20 protein-coding genes are annotated in these 17,086 nt (G+C 59.6%); 9 read left to right on the forward strand and 11 right to left on the reverse strand.

The features are described from left to right. Window positions 1–534: 534 nt before the first annotated feature. Both AAAX32_RS07255 and AAAX32_RS07260 read left to right on the forward strand, forming a co-directional pair. Window positions 535–1,188 (forward strand): DUF1648 domain-containing protein, encoded by a 654-nt coding sequence (locus tag AAAX32_RS07255; RefSeq protein WP_349100382.1) that lies wholly within the window; start codon window positions 535–537, stop codon window positions 1,186–1,188. 551 nt (window positions 1,189–1,739) lie between these two features. Then, window positions 1,740–1,943: a ribbon-helix-helix domain-containing protein gene (locus tag AAAX32_RS07260; protein ID WP_349100383.1), complete on the forward strand. Its 204-nt coding sequence runs from the start codon at window positions 1,740–1,742 to the stop codon at window positions 1,941–1,943. Between the two features lie 4 nt (window positions 1,944–1,947). On the opposite strand, the gene AAAX32_RS07265 is transcribed toward AAAX32_RS07260, so the two are convergent. The 6 genes from AAAX32_RS07265 to AAAX32_RS07290 are packed head-to-tail and all read right to left on the reverse strand — an operon-like array spanning window position 1,948 to window position 6,784. Then, window positions 1,948–3,345 (reverse strand): HAMP domain-containing sensor histidine kinase, encoded by a 1,398-nt coding sequence (locus tag AAAX32_RS07265; RefSeq protein WP_349100384.1) that lies wholly within the window; start codon window positions 3,343–3,345, stop codon window positions 1,948–1,950. Between the two features lie 26 nt (window positions 3,346–3,371). Further along, window positions 3,372–4,034, reverse strand: coding sequence for a response regulator transcription factor (locus tag AAAX32_RS07270; protein ID WP_316369581.1), 663 nt, complete (start codon window positions 4,032–4,034; stop codon window positions 3,372–3,374). Window positions 4,035–4,079: 45 nt separating this feature from the next. After that, window positions 4,080–4,457 carry a hypothetical protein gene (locus AAAX32_RS07275; protein WP_349100385.1) on the reverse strand — a complete coding sequence of 126 codons (378 nt, stop codon included), beginning with the start codon at window positions 4,455–4,457 and terminating at the stop codon, window positions 4,080–4,082. 16 nt (window positions 4,458–4,473) lie between these two features. Continuing rightward, the gene (locus tag AAAX32_RS07280; RefSeq protein WP_349100386.1) at window positions 4,474–5,289 is read right to left on the reverse strand and encodes a lantibiotic ABC transporter permease; all 816 of its coding nucleotides are present in this window, start codon (window positions 5,287–5,289) and stop codon (window positions 4,474–4,476) included. Then, complete coding sequence (locus AAAX32_RS07285) at window positions 5,289–6,059, reverse strand: hypothetical protein (protein ID WP_349100387.1); 771 nt, start codon at window positions 6,057–6,059, stop codon at window positions 5,289–5,291. The genes AAAX32_RS07280 and AAAX32_RS07285 overlap by 1 nt, the downstream gene beginning before the upstream one ends. Then, a complete protein-coding gene (locus AAAX32_RS07290) occupies window positions 6,056–6,784 on the reverse strand; it encodes a lantibiotic protection ABC transporter ATP-binding protein (protein WP_138374932.1) in 729 nt (242 codons plus the stop codon). Before AAAX32_RS07290 ends, AAAX32_RS07285 begins: the two co-directional genes overlap by 4 nt. A 396-nt stretch (window positions 6,785–7,180) precedes the next feature. Here AAAX32_RS07290 and AAAX32_RS07295 point away from each other — a divergent pair, with 396 nt between their 5' ends. The 6 genes from AAAX32_RS07295 (at window position 7,181) to AAAX32_RS07320 (ending at window position 12,037) form a co-directional block, all read left to right on the forward strand. Then, the gene (locus tag AAAX32_RS07295) at window positions 7,181–7,885 is read left to right on the forward strand and encodes a CDP-alcohol phosphatidyltransferase family protein (RefSeq protein ID WP_349100388.1); all 705 of its coding nucleotides are present in this window, start codon (window positions 7,181–7,183) and stop codon (window positions 7,883–7,885) included. A 66-nt stretch (window positions 7,886–7,951) separates the two neighbouring features. After that, on the forward strand, window positions 7,952–8,386 hold the full coding sequence (locus AAAX32_RS07300) for an FHA domain-containing protein (RefSeq protein ID WP_192934514.1): 435 nt from the start codon (window positions 7,952–7,954) through the stop codon (window positions 8,384–8,386). Window positions 8,387–8,389: 3 nt separating this feature from the next. Then, entirely contained in the window at window positions 8,390–9,268 is an 879-nt protein-coding gene (locus tag AAAX32_RS07305) for a MerR family transcriptional regulator (protein ID WP_349100389.1), read from the forward strand. 40 nt (window positions 9,269–9,308) lie between these two features. Beyond that, window positions 9,309–9,839, forward strand: a complete 531-nt coding sequence (locus AAAX32_RS07310; protein ID WP_349100390.1) for an adenine phosphoribosyltransferase — start codon at window positions 9,309–9,311, stop codon at window positions 9,837–9,839. A gap of 32 nt (window positions 9,840–9,871) precedes the next feature. Then, window positions 9,872–10,993 carry an NlpC/P60 family protein gene (locus tag AAAX32_RS07315; protein WP_349100391.1) on the forward strand — a complete coding sequence of 374 codons (1,122 nt, stop codon included), beginning with the start codon at window positions 9,872–9,874 and terminating at the stop codon, window positions 10,991–10,993. A gap of 177 nt (window positions 10,994–11,170) precedes the next feature. Beyond that, window positions 11,171–12,037: a DegV family protein gene (locus AAAX32_RS07320; protein WP_349100392.1), complete on the forward strand. Its 867-nt coding sequence runs from the start codon at window positions 11,171–11,173 to the stop codon at window positions 12,035–12,037. A gap of 55 nt (window positions 12,038–12,092) precedes the next feature. On the opposite strand, the gene AAAX32_RS07325 is transcribed toward AAAX32_RS07320, so the two are convergent. Beyond that, window positions 12,093–12,704, reverse strand: a complete 612-nt coding sequence (locus tag AAAX32_RS07325) for a DUF1836 domain-containing protein (RefSeq protein WP_199411392.1) — start codon at window positions 12,702–12,704, stop codon at window positions 12,093–12,095. Between the two features lie 153 nt (window positions 12,705–12,857). Then, window positions 12,858–13,796, reverse strand: a complete 939-nt coding sequence (locus AAAX32_RS07330) for an FAD-dependent oxidoreductase (RefSeq protein ID WP_349091206.1) — start codon at window positions 13,794–13,796, stop codon at window positions 12,858–12,860. 117 nt (window positions 13,797–13,913) lie between these two features. Between AAAX32_RS07330 and AAAX32_RS07335 the strand changes: the two genes are divergently transcribed. Continuing rightward, window positions 13,914–15,215 (forward strand): glycosyltransferase, encoded by a 1,302-nt coding sequence (locus AAAX32_RS07335; protein WP_349100393.1) that lies wholly within the window; start codon window positions 13,914–13,916, stop codon window positions 15,213–15,215. A gap of 392 nt (window positions 15,216–15,607) precedes the next feature. Here AAAX32_RS07335 and dut read toward each other — a convergent pair whose 3' ends face one another. From dut to AAAX32_RS07350, 3 genes are read right to left on the reverse strand one after another with little or no spacing between them, the layout of a single operon-like run. Then, window positions 15,608–16,051 carry a dUTP diphosphatase gene (dut, locus tag AAAX32_RS07340; protein ID WP_035138481.1) on the reverse strand — a complete coding sequence of 148 codons (444 nt, stop codon included), beginning with the start codon at window positions 16,049–16,051 and terminating at the stop codon, window positions 15,608–15,610. A gap of 4 nt (window positions 16,052–16,055) precedes the next feature. Continuing rightward, entirely contained in the window at window positions 16,056–16,499 is a 444-nt protein-coding gene (nrdR, locus tag AAAX32_RS07345) for a transcriptional regulator NrdR (RefSeq protein ID WP_022093781.1), read from the reverse strand. Between the two features lie 51 nt (window positions 16,500–16,550). Next, window positions 16,551–17,000 (reverse strand): LysM peptidoglycan-binding domain-containing protein, encoded by a 450-nt coding sequence (locus AAAX32_RS07350; RefSeq protein WP_349100394.1) that lies wholly within the window; start codon window positions 16,998–17,000, stop codon window positions 16,551–16,553. Window positions 17,001–17,086 lie beyond the last annotated feature (86 nt).

Below are 17,086 nucleotides of genomic sequence, written 5' to 3' on the forward strand. Positions count from 1 at the left end.
GGATGGAGAAGGCTGCAGCGAGAACGAGCGTACAAATCCATACGGCCTTGTCTCTTAGGATTAGTTTGAGAAGAAGTCGACAGTACATTTAGAAGCACCTACGTTCCTCAAAGAATTGTTAGATTAATAATGACAGACCGGATGAAGATACGTGCGACGGGGGCGAGGCGAATGGCTGAACGGTATCGATATGCGGGTTCAACGGAATCACATTGACCACATAGATTATTAACTTGCTTGACTTGTAAACCTAATCGTCCTGTCATCATATTCAACTTCGAAAAAAGGGGAATGAGGGCATCCCGATGCATCGAGTATTACTGGAACCCTGGCGATACGCTGAATGATTTGTGACGAATAGTCATGTCCATCAAGAAGGCTCGACGCTTCGGGCAGCTCGTCAATCGATATATCAATTCTTGGAGACATATATTCCTACCATTTTTAAAGAAACAACGGCGGTAATCGCTATCGCGATTGCGCCAATAATACTGAGCGCCATCTATTTATACTTAATTTAAGGCGGAGTGGAATGTGGGCGCGCAAGGAGATGCGGAATCGATGAGAGCCTCAAAAAAAATTACTGCAGTGTTATCATCTTTCATCCTCTCTATTCTTCCATTTCTGATTCTATGGGCGGCTTGGTCAGTCCTCCCTGATACAATTCCCGCTCATTGGAGTGGGGGTGTGGTTGATCGATGGGGTAATAAGCTTGAATTGCTGGTTGTTCCGCTGTTTTCTCTGATTGGTTCTATTGCAATTTCTGTGTACCTTATTGTTTCCACGCGGCGAAGAGAGTTCGCGGATTTCTCTGTTCGAATGCAACGGGACTTTGTTGCGTGCTATATTTCTAGTCTTCTTTTATCGACAACCTGCTCAGTGATAATTGCCGTTTGGGTTCAGTTGATTCTTACGCAAAACACTGCGGTTGATGGGGGGCTTGGACTATCGATCCTGTATTCCCTTCCCGGGCTATATGTGATCTTGTGCGCTTTGCCGCCTTTTTATGCGAGCGGCGAGAGCAAAAAGGCAGAGCGCCTGATAACAGTTCTTATTGGCGGCGCGGAGATTGTTCTTTGTGGAATAGTGCTTGAAGGTTCGGCTGCCTCTTATGCGATGATTGGACTGATGATTCTGTTCTGTGCGTTTGAGATTGTGTCACAGGTAAGGGATAGCCGGTCCTTATGAGTTGAATTACGCGCGTGCGGATATAAAGGGTGGCATGTTAAATTTGTTGAAAACTCTGACATGCGCTGCCGACTTCATTAAAATCGATTGCCAATCAAGTCTTCCTATATATGCGAGCCCTGGGAAGCTGCGCTGTGAACCTGAGACCGCTATCGATCGGCCCGGTGCACCGGGCCGCTGTCCTCGAGCCGGCATCAGCTTGCCGATCTCAAAACGTATGCCGTCCGGTACGACCAACAGCCGAGTCTTGCGCCCAGTTCGAGCAGCGCCAGAACCCCGTGCCGGAACCCACGCAGCCGATGGCAGGGGAATTCAGCCGCGGCCATCGAGGAGCCGACCCAGGGACGGCGCCCCCAGTCCTCGAAAGATTTCCACCGCCCCCTACAGGCCTGGATTGATTTAACAGTTGATTTAATCCGGCTGAACAAGCCGAGCATGGGCCGGTTGACAAAATGTAAGGTAAAAAAGCAGATACGACCGTACGCCGGTGCGGGGTTCGGGTGATGTGATAGAAAGTAATACACGTATTACATCTAACCGGGAGGTGCATCATGGCAACCGCCACCGCAGCCCTGAGAACCCCCGAGGACCTCGCGAACAGGTACGACCGCCTGGCGAAGTCGACGGGCCGCACGAAAACCTTCTACATGACGGAGGCGCTTGCCGCAGAGATAGGCAGGCTCGAATACGAGTACGGCCTCATGAATTATCCGGGAAGCGTTTGGTTGCGAGGTATGCCACTGTGCGGGGCCTGATTCGTTAGGCCCCGCACAGTGGGACCGCGATGGTGGCCACCGCACCGCCCGAGGGGCCGTTGGCGAGCGAGACGGAGCCCCCGTGGGCGCTCGCGGCCTCGGAGGCGACGTGGAGGCCGAGCCCGTAGTGGCGACCTCCGTCACGCGAGGAGCGGGAGGAGTCGTCCGTGAAGAGGCGCTCGCAGCCGCGTTCGAGGGCGGCGGGAGAAAAGCCCGGTCCGTCGTCGGCAACCTCGATGACGAGGTGCCCGCCCGCGACGTCGCAGGAGACAGCCACGCGCGAGCGTGCGTGCTCGGCGGCGTTGGCCACGAGGTTCGCGGCGGCTCGCGCCAGGGCGGTTCGGTCGAGCGGGGCCTCGGGCGCGCCCGCGACAGCGGGGCCCGTGGCCGCGTCGAGCGTCACGCCTCGCGCCCGGGCGATCTGGGCGGCCTCGGCGAGGACCTGCTCGCAGAGCTCGGCCGGCCGCATGGGGGCCCTCTCCGCCCCGCCGGACCCGCGCGAGGCCTCGATGAGCAAGCGCACGTAGCCGTCGAGCCTTTCGACACTGCCGGCTATGTCGCGCGCGGCGGCCGCGAGGTCGGCGTCTTTCTCGTCTTCCAGCTCCTCCGCCACGAAGTCGGCGTTGGCGCGCAGCACGGTGAGCGGCGTCTTGAGGTCGTGGGCGAGCGACGCCATCTGCTCGCGCTGCCCCCGCTCCGCGGCCCAGCGGGCCTCGAGCGACTCGGCGAGGGAGGCCCGCATGGCGTCCATCGCGGCGAGGACGTCGTTCACCTCGCGCACGTTGGTGCTGCCGACCGCGAAGTCGAGCTCCCCCGCGCCGACGCGCCCCGCCGTCTCCGCGAGCGGCGCCATCTTGCGCGAGATCACGCGGCTCGCGCGGCGCGCCACGAGCGCGAGCGCGAGCGCGCTTCCCGCCGCGGCGCCGACGAGCATGAGGTTCTGCGGGTTGGGAAGCAGGCCGGCGAGATCGCGCGAGACCCACTGCGGCAGGTACTCGCTGACGAGCGCGCATGCCCCGCCGTCCTTGAGCGGGAACGCGGCGTAGGTGAGGCCCGAGCCCCCGCCCTCGATCTCCACTGTGCCCGGATCAGCGGCGAGTGCCGTACGGGCCATTTCCGTCGCGTCCTCGAGCCGCGTGCCCTCGAGGTCTGTCATCAGCACGTATCCGTCCTTGTTCAGGATGAGGTAGCGGTACGCCGTCGGCACGTCCTGCTGCCCGCAGACGTCGTCGCGTGCCAGGCCCTCCGCGACCTCGCGCGCATTGGCCGGCCCCCAGCTCGCCTCGTAGACGAAGCCCACATTGATCGCCGCGGAGAGCGCCATGAACGAGGCGAGCCACGCCGTGGCGACCGCCGCGAACGCGTAGGCGAAGTAGCGCGCGATGACGAAGGAGAGCGGCATGCCCCCGCGACCTCGCGCCCCGGTCCTCAGAGCTGCCACTTGTACCCCATCCCCCAGACGGTCGCGATCGGATCGGCGCCGGCCTCGGAGAGTTTCCTCCGGGCGCGGCTGACCTGCATGGATATGGCCGCGTCGTCGGCGTCGCTCTCCCAGCCGAGCACCGCCTCGCGGATCTGCGCGCGGCTCATGACCTGCCCGGGGTGGCGGGCGAGGTACTCGCAGATGGCGTACTCGGTGGGCGTGAGCGGCACGGCCTCGCCGCCCACGGCGAGGCCGCGCGCCCCGAGGTCGATCCGCACCTCCCCGAAGGAGAGGGCGTGCGAGCGCGGCCGGCGCTCACGGCGTAGATGGGCCGCGACCTTGGCGCGCAGCTCCGCGGCCCCGAAGGGCTTGCGGACGTAGTCGTCGGCGCCCAGGCCGTAGCCGGCCACGGCGTCCTCCTCGGCCACGCGCGCGGTCAGGAAGATGATGGGCCCATCGAAGTCCGGGCGGATCTGCCGCACGAGCTCGAAGCCGTCGAGCCCCGGCATCATGACGTCGCAGAGCACGAGGTCGAAGCGCGAGAGGTCCGTCCCCGGGACCGCCGTCGGGTCCGCTGCCTTGACGACCTCATGGCCGTCGCGGCCGAGGACGCGCGCGAGCGCGTCGAGGATCGCCCGTTCATCATCCACTGCCAGTATCCTCGCCATGTTCGACCTCCTGAAATTCTCGTCGGAATTGTACTAGCGCCGCGCTCAGCGGTCCAGAGCCCTGCGCGCAGCCGCGGGTGCCTCGGCCGCGTCGCACGCGCGGTAGCGCACGCCCGAGCCGCCGCGCGCCTCGATCTCGAGCCAGCCCTCGCCGTCCGACTCCCGCCCGAAGAAGATGAGCTGGAGCTCTCGGACATTGCATCTGTCGTCCGCCGCGTCCACCAGGTAGACGTAGTTTGCCCCCGCCCCGGTGGCGTTGGCGTAGGAGCTCGCGTGACTGCCGGACTCGGGCGCGGGCGCCCACATGACGATCTCAGGGTTGGGCAGCACGCGGTCGGCGATCGAGCGCAGCGCCGACCCCCAGCCGGCGTCGAGCAGGGCATTCCCGCCCAGGACGAGCGCTGCGGAGAGGAGGGCGAGCATGGCGGCGAGCGGCCTCCTACGCATCTGCCCTCCCGTCCTCGAAGCGGCAGAACCAGGCAAGAAGGACGGCGTCGGCTGCCAGGGTGAGCACGAGGCCAGCGAGCGCAGTCGTGAGGAGTGGGCCCGCCGCGCGTGCGGCGTCGATGAAGGCCTCCACCCCGAGCGACCCCAGGCGCGCGGGCCAGGCGAGCGGCACCCAGCTCAGGGGCGTCGCCAGGGCACCGGTGAGCTCGCCGGTCATGAGGCCGTGCGCAAGTCCGCCCACTGAGAAGAACGCGAGGAGCATACCCGCAGCGCCGGCGCCGATGGCGGCGTTGCGGCCGAGGCGCAGGGCCACGCCGAGCCCCAGTGCGTAGAGGGGCAGGCTGCCCAGCACGATGCCCGCCCAGGCGGCTGCAAGCGGAGCGGGCCCGAGCGGCAGGCGCCCGGCGACGGCGAGCACAGCCCCGAACACGCCGAGCGCCACGGCCAGCGCGCCCGCGCCGAGCGCCGCAAGGGCGAGCAGCTTCGCCGCGACGGCCCGCCCGCGCGAGGGGACCGCCGTGAGGTTGGCGAGGCGCCCGGCAGCGCGCTCCTCGTCCACGGCGAGCCCGCAGACGATGGCGGACATGAGCGGCATGAGGGCGCCGAGAAACTGGACGTAGGCGTCCGCGCCCAGCGCCGGGTCCCATCGGGCTATGGAGAAGTACTCGCCGCAGGCAAGACCGGCTGCCAGGCCGCAGACGAGATGCACCGCCGAGAGCGGGGAGCGCGCCAGGCGCAGGGCCTCGGAGAGCAGGGCCCGCGAGAGAGTCATGCGCGGCGTCGGGTCGGAGAGTCGTGTCATGGCCATTACCTCTCCTCGGAGCGCGCGAACCAGGCCGCGCCCGCCGCCGTGAGCGCGGCGAACGCGAGCGCGCTGACCGCAAGGCCCGCCAGTGTGAGCATGCCATCCGCCGCGAGCGCCCCGCCGAGCGCCATGTCCGCCGCGAGTGGCTCACCGCTCGGCAGCACGGGGATGAAGCTCGTGGGGATGACCATGCTCGCCGACGGCGGAAAGAGCTGCGGCAGCGGCACCAACGACCAGGCGAACCCACCCACGAGTTGCGCGGCGAGCGGGCAGAAGATGCCCGCGAGCATGCCGAGCCGCGCCGTGAGGAAGAGCCCTGCGGGGATCATCCACGCCGCGGTCACCGTGTTGACGAACGCGCAGAGGAGCATCGTGAGCGTGCCCGCGACCGTGAGGCCCTGCGAGGAGAACGCCGATCCCGCGAGGTAGATGCCGAAGACCACGAGGTTCGAGAGCGTGCAGAGCGCGAGGCACCAGAGCGCCTTGGCCCACCAGGCGCGCCCGAGCGGGAAGCCCAGGCCCAGCAGCCCCCGCATCCGCGTGCGAGCGTCCGCCCGCGAGACGCACGCCACCACGAGCGAGAGACACACGGGCAGGAAGAGCGCGTACCAGTAGTTCCACGCGCTGAAGATCTGCACGCCCTGGTAGGGTATCGCGCCGAGCAGCGGCATCGGCAGCGCCATGAGCACGGCCAGGCGAACCGGTGCCGCGTGGCGCGACTTCAGGGCCTCGGCGCGCAGGCCCGCGAGCAGGCCGCCTTTCTCGCCCGTCATGCCGCCACCTCCCCGCGCGCTCGTCGCCCCTCCCGGCAGACGCTCATGAAGAGTTCCTCGAGGTCCTGCCCGGGCCGAAGCGCATCCTCGTAGGCGAGGCGCCCCCCGTAGATGATGCCGATGGTGTCAGCCATCTGCTGCACCTCGGAGAGGATGTGGCTCGAAACGATCACCGTCGTACCCGCCGCCGCGAAGCCGCGGATCTGGTCGCGCAACTCCTCGATGCCGATGGGGTCGAGGCCGTTGGTGGGCTCGTCGAGCACGAGTAGGCGTGGCCGGGCGATCAGCGCCAGCGCGAGCCCCAGGCGCTGCCGCATGCCCATCGAGAAGCGCCCGGCGCGCTTCTTCCCGGTGTCCGCGAGGTCCACGGCGGCGAGCACCTCATCTATGCGGCTCTCGGGAAGGCCCAGCAGCGTGGTGCGCACGCGCAGGTTCTCGCGCGCGGTGAGGTTGGGGTAGAGCGGCGCCTCCTCGATGAGGCTGCCGATTGCGTAGAGGTCCTCGCGGCGCCAGGCGTGCCCGGCAAAGAGGATCTCCCCGGCCGTCGGCCGCAGCATCCCGCAGATCATCTTGAGCGTTGTCGACTTGCCGGCGCCGTTGGGGCCGAGCAGCCCGTACACCTCGCCCTCGCGGATATGAAGGCTCACGTCGGCCACGGCGTCCTGCGCCTGGTCGCCGCGGCCGAAGCGCTTGGTGAGCCCGCGCGTCTCGAGCATGTAACCCATGGGTTTATCCTTTCTCCTTCGGAAGCGCGGGCCGAGTCGCCGTGCCCGCGCGCCTTGCCTTTCGGGTTCATCATCCATGGTGGGACGCGTTTCTAACGAAGCCGTAACGGCCGTTGGGTTCTTTTAGCGCCAACCCTTCTCGACCCGCACATCATGATTAATCTGCTTAAGGCAACAACTTTCCCGATCGATGTAATCACCGAATCAAAACGTGTACATCACCCTCCAAAACCGACATTTTTCGGCATGTTTGGAGGCTGATGTACACGAATGTGAAATCCACCGCCGCCCAAAAGCGCCTTCCTCATGTCTGGACTCTCTATGCTTACGCTGGATAGACATCGCCGGAACGGGTATAGTAGCGAAAGTTTTGTCGTTAACCAGCGGGGGAGTCCTGTGGGCATCAAAAAGAAGATCAAAAAGGAGCTTATCGGCACTTCCGATTACCCGTCGAATAAGATCTTTACGATCTCCAATTTCATCACCTTTACGCGCCTGATCCTCACCCTGGTATTTCTGTACCTGTTTGTGACGGATAACAACCGCGTCATCGCCATCGTTATCTACGCCGTTGCCGCCTCTACCGACTGGATGGACGGTCAGATCGCCCGCATGACCAAGACGGTCTCGTGGCTCGGCAAGGTCATGGATCCCATTTGTGACCGTGCGCTGCTGTTCACCGGCGTACTTGGGCTGGTGGTCCGCGGAGAGCTGCCCATCTGGGTCTGCGTGCTCATTATTGGCCGCGACATCTATCTGGGCATCGGCACGCTTATCGTTCGTCATTATCACCGTCGCCCCATCGATGTCGTCTTTCCCGGAAAGATTGCCACTGCACTGCTCATGACCGGCTTCTCACTCATGCTGCTCGGGTTCCCCGTTGTTGGCGGCCTGCACCTTTTACCTCCGACACTCGCGGCCTTCCCGGGTCTCAACGGAAGCTCGGTGCCCCTCGGCATCTTCTTTGTGTATGGCGGCGTGATCTTCTCCATGCTCACCGCTGTCATCTACTCCATTAAGGGCGGAGCGGCCATTAAACAGGCTCTCGCGCATCCCGAGGACGAGGACATCGACTTTCTGAACCCTGAAATCGAAGACTGATTCTTTGGGGTATGATTACGTACGGTTCATTATTTGCGGCTCGTCCGCGATAAGTTAGGGGTTGTCATGGACAACATGGTTAACAATATGCCTCAGAATGATAAGACTGCTGACGCTACCTGCGTATTCCGCGTGCCTTCAAGCGACGTCACCGTTCCCGACCTCATGGCCAACGTGCGCATCACCGCCCCCGTTCTGTCCATCGTCAAGGGTCCGCAGACTGGTGCCGCCTTTGAGCTCGAGGACGACGTGACCACCATCGGCCGCGATCCTGCGAACGGCATCTTCCTCAATGACATGACCGTTTCGCGCAGCCACGCGCGCATTATTCGTGAGGGGCTCCAGGCTCGCATCGAGGACTTGGGCTCGCTCAATGGCACCTGGGTCGACGGTGCCATCGTCAATGCAGCCCCGCTGCACGATGGTTCATCCGTCCAAATCGGTACTTTTACGCTCATCTACCACGAGAGCACGCCGGAGCGCATCGAAACCGGTGAATAGGGCATGGCCGAACGCAACTATCTGAGTATCGGCCAAGTCGTCAACCTTCTTCGAGGCGCATACCCCGATCTTTCGAACTCAAAAATTAGATTTCTAGAGGATGAGGGGCTCATTACCCCTCATCGTACGCCTAAGGGATACCGTCAGTACTCCAAAGAGGACGTTGACCGCCTGGAGGTCATCCTGCACCTGCAGAAGACCCGCTATATGCCGCTCAACGTGATTAAGCAGCGCTTGGAAAACGCCACGGACTTGTCTACGCTCGCCTACGAGGTGGGCCTACTGTCCGATGTTCCGCTCAAGACGGAGCCCAAGGAGACCAAGCAAAAGCTGCATCCCATTGAGACCATTCCCGATATGCTGGGCGTCGAGATTTCGTTTATACGCTCGCTCGCCGAGAACGACCTCATTCGCATCATCAAGAGTCCGCAGAATCGTGAGCTCGTCGATGGTCGCGATTTTCCAATCATCCGCTACTGCTCCGAGCTGTCACGCTTCCATATCGAGCCCCGCAACCTGCGTCAGTACGTGTCTTCCGCCAACCGCGAGTCCTCGATGTTTGAGCAGGTGCTCGTGAGCATGCTCGGAATGGATACCTCCGATGACGAGCGCGACGCCAAGCTCGAGCGTGCGTTTAAGAAGCTTCACGACCTGACGGAAGGTGTGCACACTGCGCTGCTCAAGAACCGCGTTTTTGAGTCGCTCAATGCCGTGGTCGAGGACGCCGACATCGATGCACTCGATGAGGAGATCACTCGCTCCGAGTCCACCAAAGCCAAAAACGAAGAGATAGCCACGCCGGCTTCGCACGAGGATTCTCTCGTAAAGCCGCTCAAGGTCGTCGCCCCTTCGCACTCCGGCACCGCCACGGCGGACAAGTAATCGCTGCCGAAATTTCGGCGACCCATTGAAAGGTCATGCAATGTACGACTTCGAATCTCAAATCGTCGACATCCCCGACTATCCCGAGCCCGGAGTCATCTTTAAAGACATCACGCCGCTCTTTGGCAATCCCGAGGCGCTCAAAGCCATGACCGATTCCCTCGCCGAGCACTTTGCCGGCATGGGAATCACCAAGGTCGTGGGTCCCGAGGCTCGCGGCTTTATGGTTGGCGTACCGGTGGCTGTAGCCCTTGGCGCCGGCTTTGTTCCCGCACGTAAACCGGGCAAGCTGCCGCGCGAGACCGTGAGCCAGAGCTACGAGCTCGAGTACGGAACGGATTCCATTGAGATCCATGCCGACGCTATCAGCTCTAAAGATACCGTGTTGATTCTGGACGACTTGGTCGCGACGGGCGGAACCGTCGAGGCAACAGGTAAACTGGTGCGAGATATGGGCGCAAAGCTTATCGGTTACGGCTGTATCCTTGAGCTTGCGTTTCTCAACCCGCGCGAGAAGCTCACGCCGTCTGATGACGATGTGGAGCTCTTTAGCCTGGTGACGGTGGACTAGCCGTTACCCTTAGTTACTGGAAAGGAAGCTACATGCGCACAGCAAACACGCATAAAAACATGGCACGCTGCGCTGCTACGGCAACCCTCGCTTGTGTTTTGGGCTTGGGCCTCGCGGCTCCTGCCTACGCCGATACCGCATCCGACCTTGCCGCTGCTCGTACGAAGCTCGAGCAGATCGGTACCCAAACCCAGCAAATTCATGAAGAGCTCTCCTCACAGACGCAAGAGCTTGATCAGACTGCAGGCGAGATTACGCAAAAGCAGCAAGAGATTGCGGAGGGTCAGGCAAAGCTTTCGAGCTACGTTGCCGGTGAGTACAAGACCGGCGGTCTGAGTCTCCTTCAGGTTCTGACGGGTGTCGATGACCTGGGCGATATGCTCAACCGTCTCTTCTACTACGGCAAGGTGTCCGACAAGCAGGCCCAAACCATTCAGGAGGTCAAGGAGCTTAAGCAGCAGCTTACCGATAAGCAGACCGAGCAGGAGAAGAACGTCGCTGCGACGCAGAAGAAGGTCGACGAGCTCAATGCCCAGCAGGCTGAGGCCCAGAGTGTCGTGAACTCCCTGGATTCTCAGTTGCAGGCCGAGCTTACTGCCGAGGCCGAGGCCAACGCCGCGCTGCAGGCTGGCATCAATGCCAGTACTGCCGAAAAGGCCACGGTGAGCAACGACACCGCCGGTACGACCGAGAACACCAATAATGGTGGCGGCACGACCAACAATGGTGGCGGCAATACGCCTGCGCCTGCGCCCGCTCCTGCCCCCACGCCCCAGCCCGTGACGCCCGCTCCGGCGCCGACCCCTTCCGCACCGAGCCAGTCCGTTGACGGTGGTACCGTTGTTTCGCGCGCCTACAGCAAGCTCGGTTATGCTTATTCTTGGGGCGGCATTGGACCGAACAGCTTTGACTGCTCCGGTTTTGTAAGCTACTGCCTCACCGGCCGTTATTGCCGCCTTGGCACCACGGGCACCTTTATGGGCTGGACCCGCGTGTCCGATCCCCAGCCTGGTGACGTCGTGGTTAACTCTTACCACACCGGCATCTACATTGGTAACGGCCAGATGATCCATGCTTCCGACTACAAGACGGGCGTTATCATCAGCTCCGTTGCCGCTGGCATGAACAACAATTACATTTTCGTTCGCTACTAAGTGTTGTAACTCAGTAAACGAAGGTGGACCTCGCATCCTTTGGAAGCGAGGTCCATTCTTTTATCTCGACCGCCCGTTTTGCGTATAAGCAACAATCTAGTTTTGAATACTAGATATGCGCAGCATCTTTCCAAAAGATAGCTATAATTGTTGAGGAACAACTAGAAAGGACCCTCAATGAGCTGGGCACTTATCTCCGATTCAAGCTGCAATCTTCGCGATTGGCAACCAACCGCACCCCATACCACCTTTGCATTCGCGCCTCTTAAAATCCGAGTAGGGGAGCGTGAATTCGTCGATGACCTTTCGCTTGATGTTCATGAGCTCAACTGCGCTGTTCAGGCGGAGACGAACGCTTCTTCGAGCGCTTGTCCCAGCGTAGGGGAGTGGGCCGAGCTCTTCAAATTGGCAGACAAGACCATCTGCATGCCGATCTCTGAGGGCGTGTCGGGCAGCTACAACGCGGCAGCCACGGCTCGCGATATGGTTCTTACCGAGGAGCCCGACCGGCAGATTCATCTAGTCAATTCACGCGCAGCTGGCGGCAAAATGGACCTCATTTTCTTGCTGTTCGACCGCTATCTTGTAAGCAATCCGGATGTCGCATTCGAGGACGCTTGCGCATACTTCGATAGCCTTGAACAGAACAGCAAAATCCTCTTCAGTTTGTGCAATTACGAAAACCTCGCCAAAGCCGGACGTATCCCTAAGGCAGCCGGCGTCATTGCCAACAAGCTCAATATCCGCATTTTGGGCACAGCGAGTGAGGCCGGTAAAATCGAACTCGTCGGGCACACGCGTGGCGAAAAGAAGATGCTCAACAAGATCATCGACACTATGGAAGCCGAGGGCTTTACGGGCGGTGAGGTCGTCATCGATCACGTTGAGAACGAAGCTGGAGCCCAGGCGCTTACTGACCGCATAGTCGAGCATTGGCCCGGCTCCAAGACCATCATCATGCCCTGCAACGGCCTGGATTCCTATTACGCCGAGATGCACGGCCTCATCATCGGCTACGGCATGGGCGTAGCTTCGGGCAAATAGAGTCAGGTGGGACAAATTAGTCAGTAATTCTTTGTCCCACCACCTTTCAAATCAATTAACTACTAAACCCGTTGAACTTGAGATAGCTCATCAGGTACGCCTTCGAAACGAAGGACGATACCGCGCTGCGCACAAGCAGCGACTCACGCGTTACCTGATGCGCCGTATCGGGCACGGGAGTCTGCTCGACGGAAAACGCCGCACGAATCGATGCCTCGAGCTGATCGACCACATAATCAAAGGCCGTCGGGGCATCGTAGCTCAATCGCTGAATGTTAAAGAGTGCCTGCACCGCAGCAATAGGTAGCACCTGCTTAAAGATGCAGATAGCGATCAGGCGGGCAATCTGCTCGCGGCCATATTGCTTTTTGACCGGAGCAGGCACCAGGCCAACCTTTACGTAGTTATTGATCATCGATGGCGTAATGATAGGCTGCTCAACGCAAAGGGACAGCGGCTCCATCCACAGCGCAACATACTCAATGACCTGGTCGCGGTAGAGCGTCACATTGGGCAACTGGTCATAGCGCGGCAGGCTCAACGTATTAAGTTTGCGCACGATATCGGACTGAATAAATGCATCGGGCAGCACAGTGGGCTGAATATCCTCAGGCTTAATGCTGACCGACGAATCGGACATCGGAATAACGTGTTTAACGTGGTTCATAAGGTTCCTCCGTTCATTTTCTATATTGTATTCTACGTTATCTAGTTTTGCATACCACATAGCAGACAAGAAAATTGGTGGGACAACGCACTGATGCATCGTCCCACCATTTAGTTAATTGATAACAACCTTACATAAGATATATTATCGTACTTATCCGCGGAGAAACGCGTATGCGCCCGTTGCTGCTATGGCTCCGTCAGAAACGGCGGTCACAACCTGACGTAAGCGCTTGGAACGGATATCGCCAGCAGCAAATAGACCTGGCGTGCGGGTCGCCATGGATTCATCAGTCAGAATGCCGCCATCAGGCGCCAGATCGACAAGATGCTCAACAAGCTCGGTATGGGGTTGCGTCCCGGTAAAGACAAAGATGCCAAACGAGCCAGGCTCAAAGGTCTCAGCATGCGTCTTACCGCTTGCATTGTCCTTGAACGTAATTGTCGTGGGCATCGCTTCACCAGAAAGCTCAACAATACTAGTTTGGTACCTAACTGTAATATTGTCCTTTTTGAGTACTTTCTGAACAACACCATCAGGCGCACGGAACTGGTCGCGGCGCAGCACGATGGTCACACTGCTGGCAATGTCTGACAGGAACAGTGCCTCTTCGCATGCCGAATTGCCACCACCGATTACAAAGACCTGTTTGCCGCGGAAGAACATGCCGTCACATGTTGCGCAATATGAAACGCCACGACCGCGATAGGTATCCTCGCCAGCGAAACCTGCCGGACGCGGCGTGGCACCCATGCAAGCGATAACGCTCGAGGCAAGCGTATCGCCCATATCGTGATGCACCGTAAACAGCGCTGCATCGGCATCGTAATCGATACCCGTAACCATGCTCCATGTAACCTGCGCTCCCAGCCCCTCTGCATGTTGCTGAAAACGCTCGCCGAGTTCGGCGCCACTCAAGAGCGGAATGCCCGGATAGTTCTCGACCTCATTGGTCGTGGCGATCTGTCCACCCGACATGCCCTGCTCAATCACGGTCGTCGTCAGGTTGGCACGCGCAGCGTAAATGGCGGCAGCATAGCCCGCGGGGCCTCCACCGATAATCGCAACATCAATCGGCTGATCGGTAGTCATGAAGAATCCTCTCGTCGAAACGTTGTCGTTCTTTGCGCTCATACCCAAATTTACGTGAACATGACACTCATGCACTACAATGATAAATCGCGTAACAAAGCTGAAGGGGAGTTATCGATGGATCAAACGCAGACGAGCAATAGCGCTCCCCTGCCCATGCAAGCCACTCCCCAACCGGAGCAAATGACCGTTTTACCTGCACAAAAACCCCTGGTAACCATTGTGCACGCATCAGTTGGATCGGGCCACAAAGCCGCCGCCAACGCGATTGCACAAGCATTTGACCTTATCCGCGGCACCAAGGGAATCCCTGAGGATATTGAAATTGAAGTGCTCGATATCCTTGATTTTGGACGTATTAAATTCGACGGCAATAAGACCGCGGCTTCTTTTACGGGAGCAACACGCCCCATTTACGACCTGACCTGGCGATATACGCTTACGGGGCATCTTCTCTGGGGTGGCGGCACGGCATGGTCGCGAATTATGTTCCCCGCCTTCAACGAATATATTCGTCGCCGCAGGCCTATAGCCGTGGTCGCAACGCACATCACAGCAGCCAATGTTGCCGTGGGTGCCCGCGTTATTACGGGTATCGATTATCCGGTCATCTGCGTACCAACAGACTATGAAGTCGAAGGCTTTTGGCCCCACAAGGACACCGACCTGTTCTGCGTGGCCAACGAGTTTATGGCCGAAACGCTGCGCCCCCGCAAAGTTCCCGAGTCAAAGATCCGCATAACGGGCATCCCCATCCGAGCCGGTTTCGATTCAAATTACGATCGCGAGGAAGAGCTGAGCAAGTTCAATCTCCCCATAGACAAAACCGTCGTATTGGTGATGGCCGGCGCCAGTTTGCCCCAACCATACGTGCGTTTCCGTGCCGCGATGGACCACACGCTCCCCTTCTTACGCAGCTTTGAGGACATGCACTTTGTCTTTTTACCGGGCAAGGATAAGGAATACGCCGCCCGACTCAAGACGCTCTTCGACGCCATGAAGCTCGACAACGTCACGGTTCTGGACTACGTGGACGACATGGCGGCCCTCATGCACGGCTGCGACCTGGCAATCCTCAAATCAGGCGGACTCACGGTCACCGAGTGCCTGTGCGCTCATCTGCCGATGATCCTGCTGGGCAAATCATACGGTCAGGAAAAGGCCAACACCACGATGCTTACCGGCATGGGCGCCAGCATGCACGTCACCACCGCACGTGAACTCATCGTAACCCTACGTCACTTGCACGACCATCCCGAATCACTCAAAGCCCTACTCATCAACGGCGAAGTACTACGCCGCCCCCACGCAGCCGAAGACATAGCCATCGCCACCATGGAGCTCGTAGGCAAACCCCAAAAGCGCAAACGAGCCTTCTGCCGCTTCTACTGGGGAGGAAAGCCCGCGCATATCCGCTAGTCGAATGTCCGCCGCTCTGCCGGAGCCGCCCTTATATCATTCCATGCTCAAACATTCTCGCTTCGCTGCGAAACTGCGCGTGGAACGATATAAGGGCGGCTCCGGCAGAGCGGCTGCGTTTACTTACTAGCAGCTACTTCGGTATCCCCTCCATTAGAACCTGCAAAGGTAAAACAGGAAAATATAAATACAGTAAGCCGATGCGACAAAGGGACAGCCCCTTTGTCGCATCGGCTTACTAGAAAAGTAAATATTGTTTCAAGCGAGTAGCCGCCCGCCCGGGGCTTACCTATATCGTTCCACGCGCAGTTTCGCAGCGAGCGAAGCGACGCGAGAATGTTTGAGCATGGAATGATATAGGTAAGCCCCGGGCGGGAGGGATACGAGCGCCCCTAGGCGACGCCGCTGGAGCCGAAGCCTCCGTTGCCTCGGTCGGTTTCGTCTAGTTCTTCTACTTCTATGAGGTTAACCGTGGGGACTTCTTGGATGACGAGTTGGGCTATGCGGTCGCCTTTGTTGATTTGGATGTTGTTTGAGGGGTCCAGGTTGATGAGGATAACCTTGAGTTCTCCTCGGTAGTGGGCGTCGATGAGGCCAGGCGTATTGACTATAGACAGGCCCTGCTTGATGGCGAGACCGCTGCGGGGCTGGACGAAGCCGGCGTAGCCATCGGGCAGGGCGATGGCCAGCCCGGTAGAGACCAGACGACGTTCGAAGGGCTTCAGGACGCAGTCCTCGTTGGAGCGCAGATCCAAGCCGGCATCGGTGGGATGGGCGTATTTGGGAAGCTCGACGGTGGGGTCGAGACGCTTTATGTTGACGGTAATGCAGGACATGGAATCACCTTAGCTTGTCGAGCTCTTGCAGAAACTCATCGACGTCTTTGAAATCGCGGTAGACCGAGGCAAAGCGGATGTACGCCACCTTATCGATCTTGGCCAAGCGCTTGAGCACCATGTCACCCAACTCATGCGACGTGACGGCCGTCAGCGTGCGAGAGCGCAGCTCGACCTCGATATCGTCGATAATCTCATTGAGCTTCTTAGTGTCGATATCGCGCTTGATGGTGGCACGCATCAAGCCGACGAGCAGCTTATTGCGATCGAACCGCTGCTTGGTTCCGTCCGACTTAATGACCTCAATTGGGTCTTCGCATCGCTCGAACGTTGTAAAGCGATAGTTACACGAGCAACATTCACGACGGCGCTTAATGGTGTTATTTGACTCCTGCATACGGGAATCAACGACGCGGGTATGTGCCTTGCCGCATTTGGGACAGCGCATGGTACCTCCTCTTAAACGATAACAAGGGTACCATGCGCAGCGCGATAATGATTACGAACGAGCAGGAACCTTAAGATGCGCACCGGCGGCGAGCGAACCATGCTCCAGATGATTGACGCTACGAATCATGTCGGAAGTCTCTTGCGTGGAAAGGCCTTCGATTGGATATTCCTCGGCAAGCGACCAAAGAGAATCGCCAGGCTGAACGCGAATGGTCTCGTAGGTAACATTGGAAACGGACTCGGCATACGCGGCGTGACGAGCGCTAAAGACCGATGTAGCGAGGACAAAGAAGAGCGTAAGCGCAACGGCAACGGCGACAATCGTCGGAACCTTCAGGGCAACGCGGGCCGGCGCGACTACAGCCTGCTGATTGCGAGCAGGCTTTACGGTCAAAGGCTGAAAGCCGGAGCGGCCACCCTGAACAACCGTAAAAGTGTATTCTGCAGGCGTCTCGAGCTTAAGGGCGAGGTTTCCCTGGACCATATTCGTTGCGTTCATCATGTTCTCCTCTCGCGTGTTTTGCTGAGAACAGTTTTATCAAGCCGCGCGGACAAAAATGTCTAGCGCGAGAACGAATGTTCGGT

This window comes from Collinsella sp. CLA-ER-H3, from assembly GCF_040092425.1.
Taxonomy (GTDB): Bacteria; Actinomycetota; Coriobacteriia; order Coriobacteriales; family Coriobacteriaceae; genus Collinsella.

What these genes read in the sequence shown, in the direction of transcription:
- AAAX32_RS07260 (WP_349100383.1), top strand. Translation starts at nt 1,740, where the DNA reads ATGGCAACCGCCACCGCAGCCCTGAGAACCCCCGAGGACCTCGCGAAC.
- AAAX32_RS07265 (WP_349100384.1), bottom strand. Translation starts at nt 3,345, where the DNA reads ATGCCGCTCTCCTTCGTCATCGCGCGCTACTTCGCCTACGCGTTCGCG.
- AAAX32_RS07270 (WP_316369581.1), bottom strand. Translation starts at nt 4,034, where the DNA reads ATGGCGAGGATACTGGCAGTGGATGATGAACGGGCGATCCTCGACGCG.
- AAAX32_RS07275 (WP_349100385.1), bottom strand. Translation starts at nt 4,457, where the DNA reads ATGCTCGCCCTCCTCTCCGCAGCGCTCGTCCTGGGCGGGAATGCCCTG.
- AAAX32_RS07280 (WP_349100386.1), bottom strand. Translation starts at nt 5,289, where the DNA reads ATGGCCATGACACGACTCTCCGACCCGACGCCGCGCATGACTCTCTCG.
- AAAX32_RS07285 (WP_349100387.1), bottom strand. Translation starts at nt 6,059, where the DNA reads ATGACGGGCGAGAAAGGCGGCCTGCTCGCGGGCCTGCGCGCCGAGGCC.
- AAAX32_RS07290 (WP_138374932.1), bottom strand. Translation starts at nt 6,784, where the DNA reads ATGGGTTACATGCTCGAGACGCGCGGGCTCACCAAGCGCTTCGGCCGC.
- AAAX32_RS07300 (WP_192934514.1), top strand. Translation starts at nt 7,952, where the DNA reads ATGGACAACATGGTTAACAATATGCCTCAGAATGATAAGACTGCTGAC.
- AAAX32_RS07305 (WP_349100389.1), top strand. Translation starts at nt 8,390, where the DNA reads ATGGCCGAACGCAACTATCTGAGTATCGGCCAAGTCGTCAACCTTCTT.
- AAAX32_RS07310 (WP_349100390.1), top strand. Translation starts at nt 9,309, where the DNA reads ATGTACGACTTCGAATCTCAAATCGTCGACATCCCCGACTATCCCGAG.
- AAAX32_RS07315 (WP_349100391.1), top strand. Translation starts at nt 9,872, where the DNA reads ATGCGCACAGCAAACACGCATAAAAACATGGCACGCTGCGCTGCTACG.
- AAAX32_RS07320 (WP_349100392.1), top strand. Translation starts at nt 11,171, where the DNA reads ATGAGCTGGGCACTTATCTCCGATTCAAGCTGCAATCTTCGCGATTGG.
- AAAX32_RS07325 (WP_199411392.1), bottom strand. Translation starts at nt 12,704, where the DNA reads ATGAACCACGTTAAACACGTTATTCCGATGTCCGATTCGTCGGTCAGC.
- AAAX32_RS07330 (WP_349091206.1), bottom strand. Translation starts at nt 13,796, where the DNA reads ATGACTACCGATCAGCCGATTGATGTTGCGATTATCGGTGGAGGCCCC.
- AAAX32_RS07335 (WP_349100393.1), top strand. Translation starts at nt 13,914, where the DNA reads ATGGATCAAACGCAGACGAGCAATAGCGCTCCCCTGCCCATGCAAGCC.
- dut (WP_035138481.1), bottom strand. Translation starts at nt 16,051, where the DNA reads ATGTCCTGCATTACCGTCAACATAAAGCGTCTCGACCCCACCGTCGAG.
- nrdR (WP_022093781.1), bottom strand. Translation starts at nt 16,499, where the DNA reads ATGCGCTGTCCCAAATGCGGCAAGGCACATACCCGCGTCGTTGATTCC.
- AAAX32_RS07350 (WP_349100394.1), bottom strand. Translation starts at nt 17,000, where the DNA reads ATGAACGCAACGAATATGGTCCAGGGAAACCTCGCCCTTAAGCTCGAG.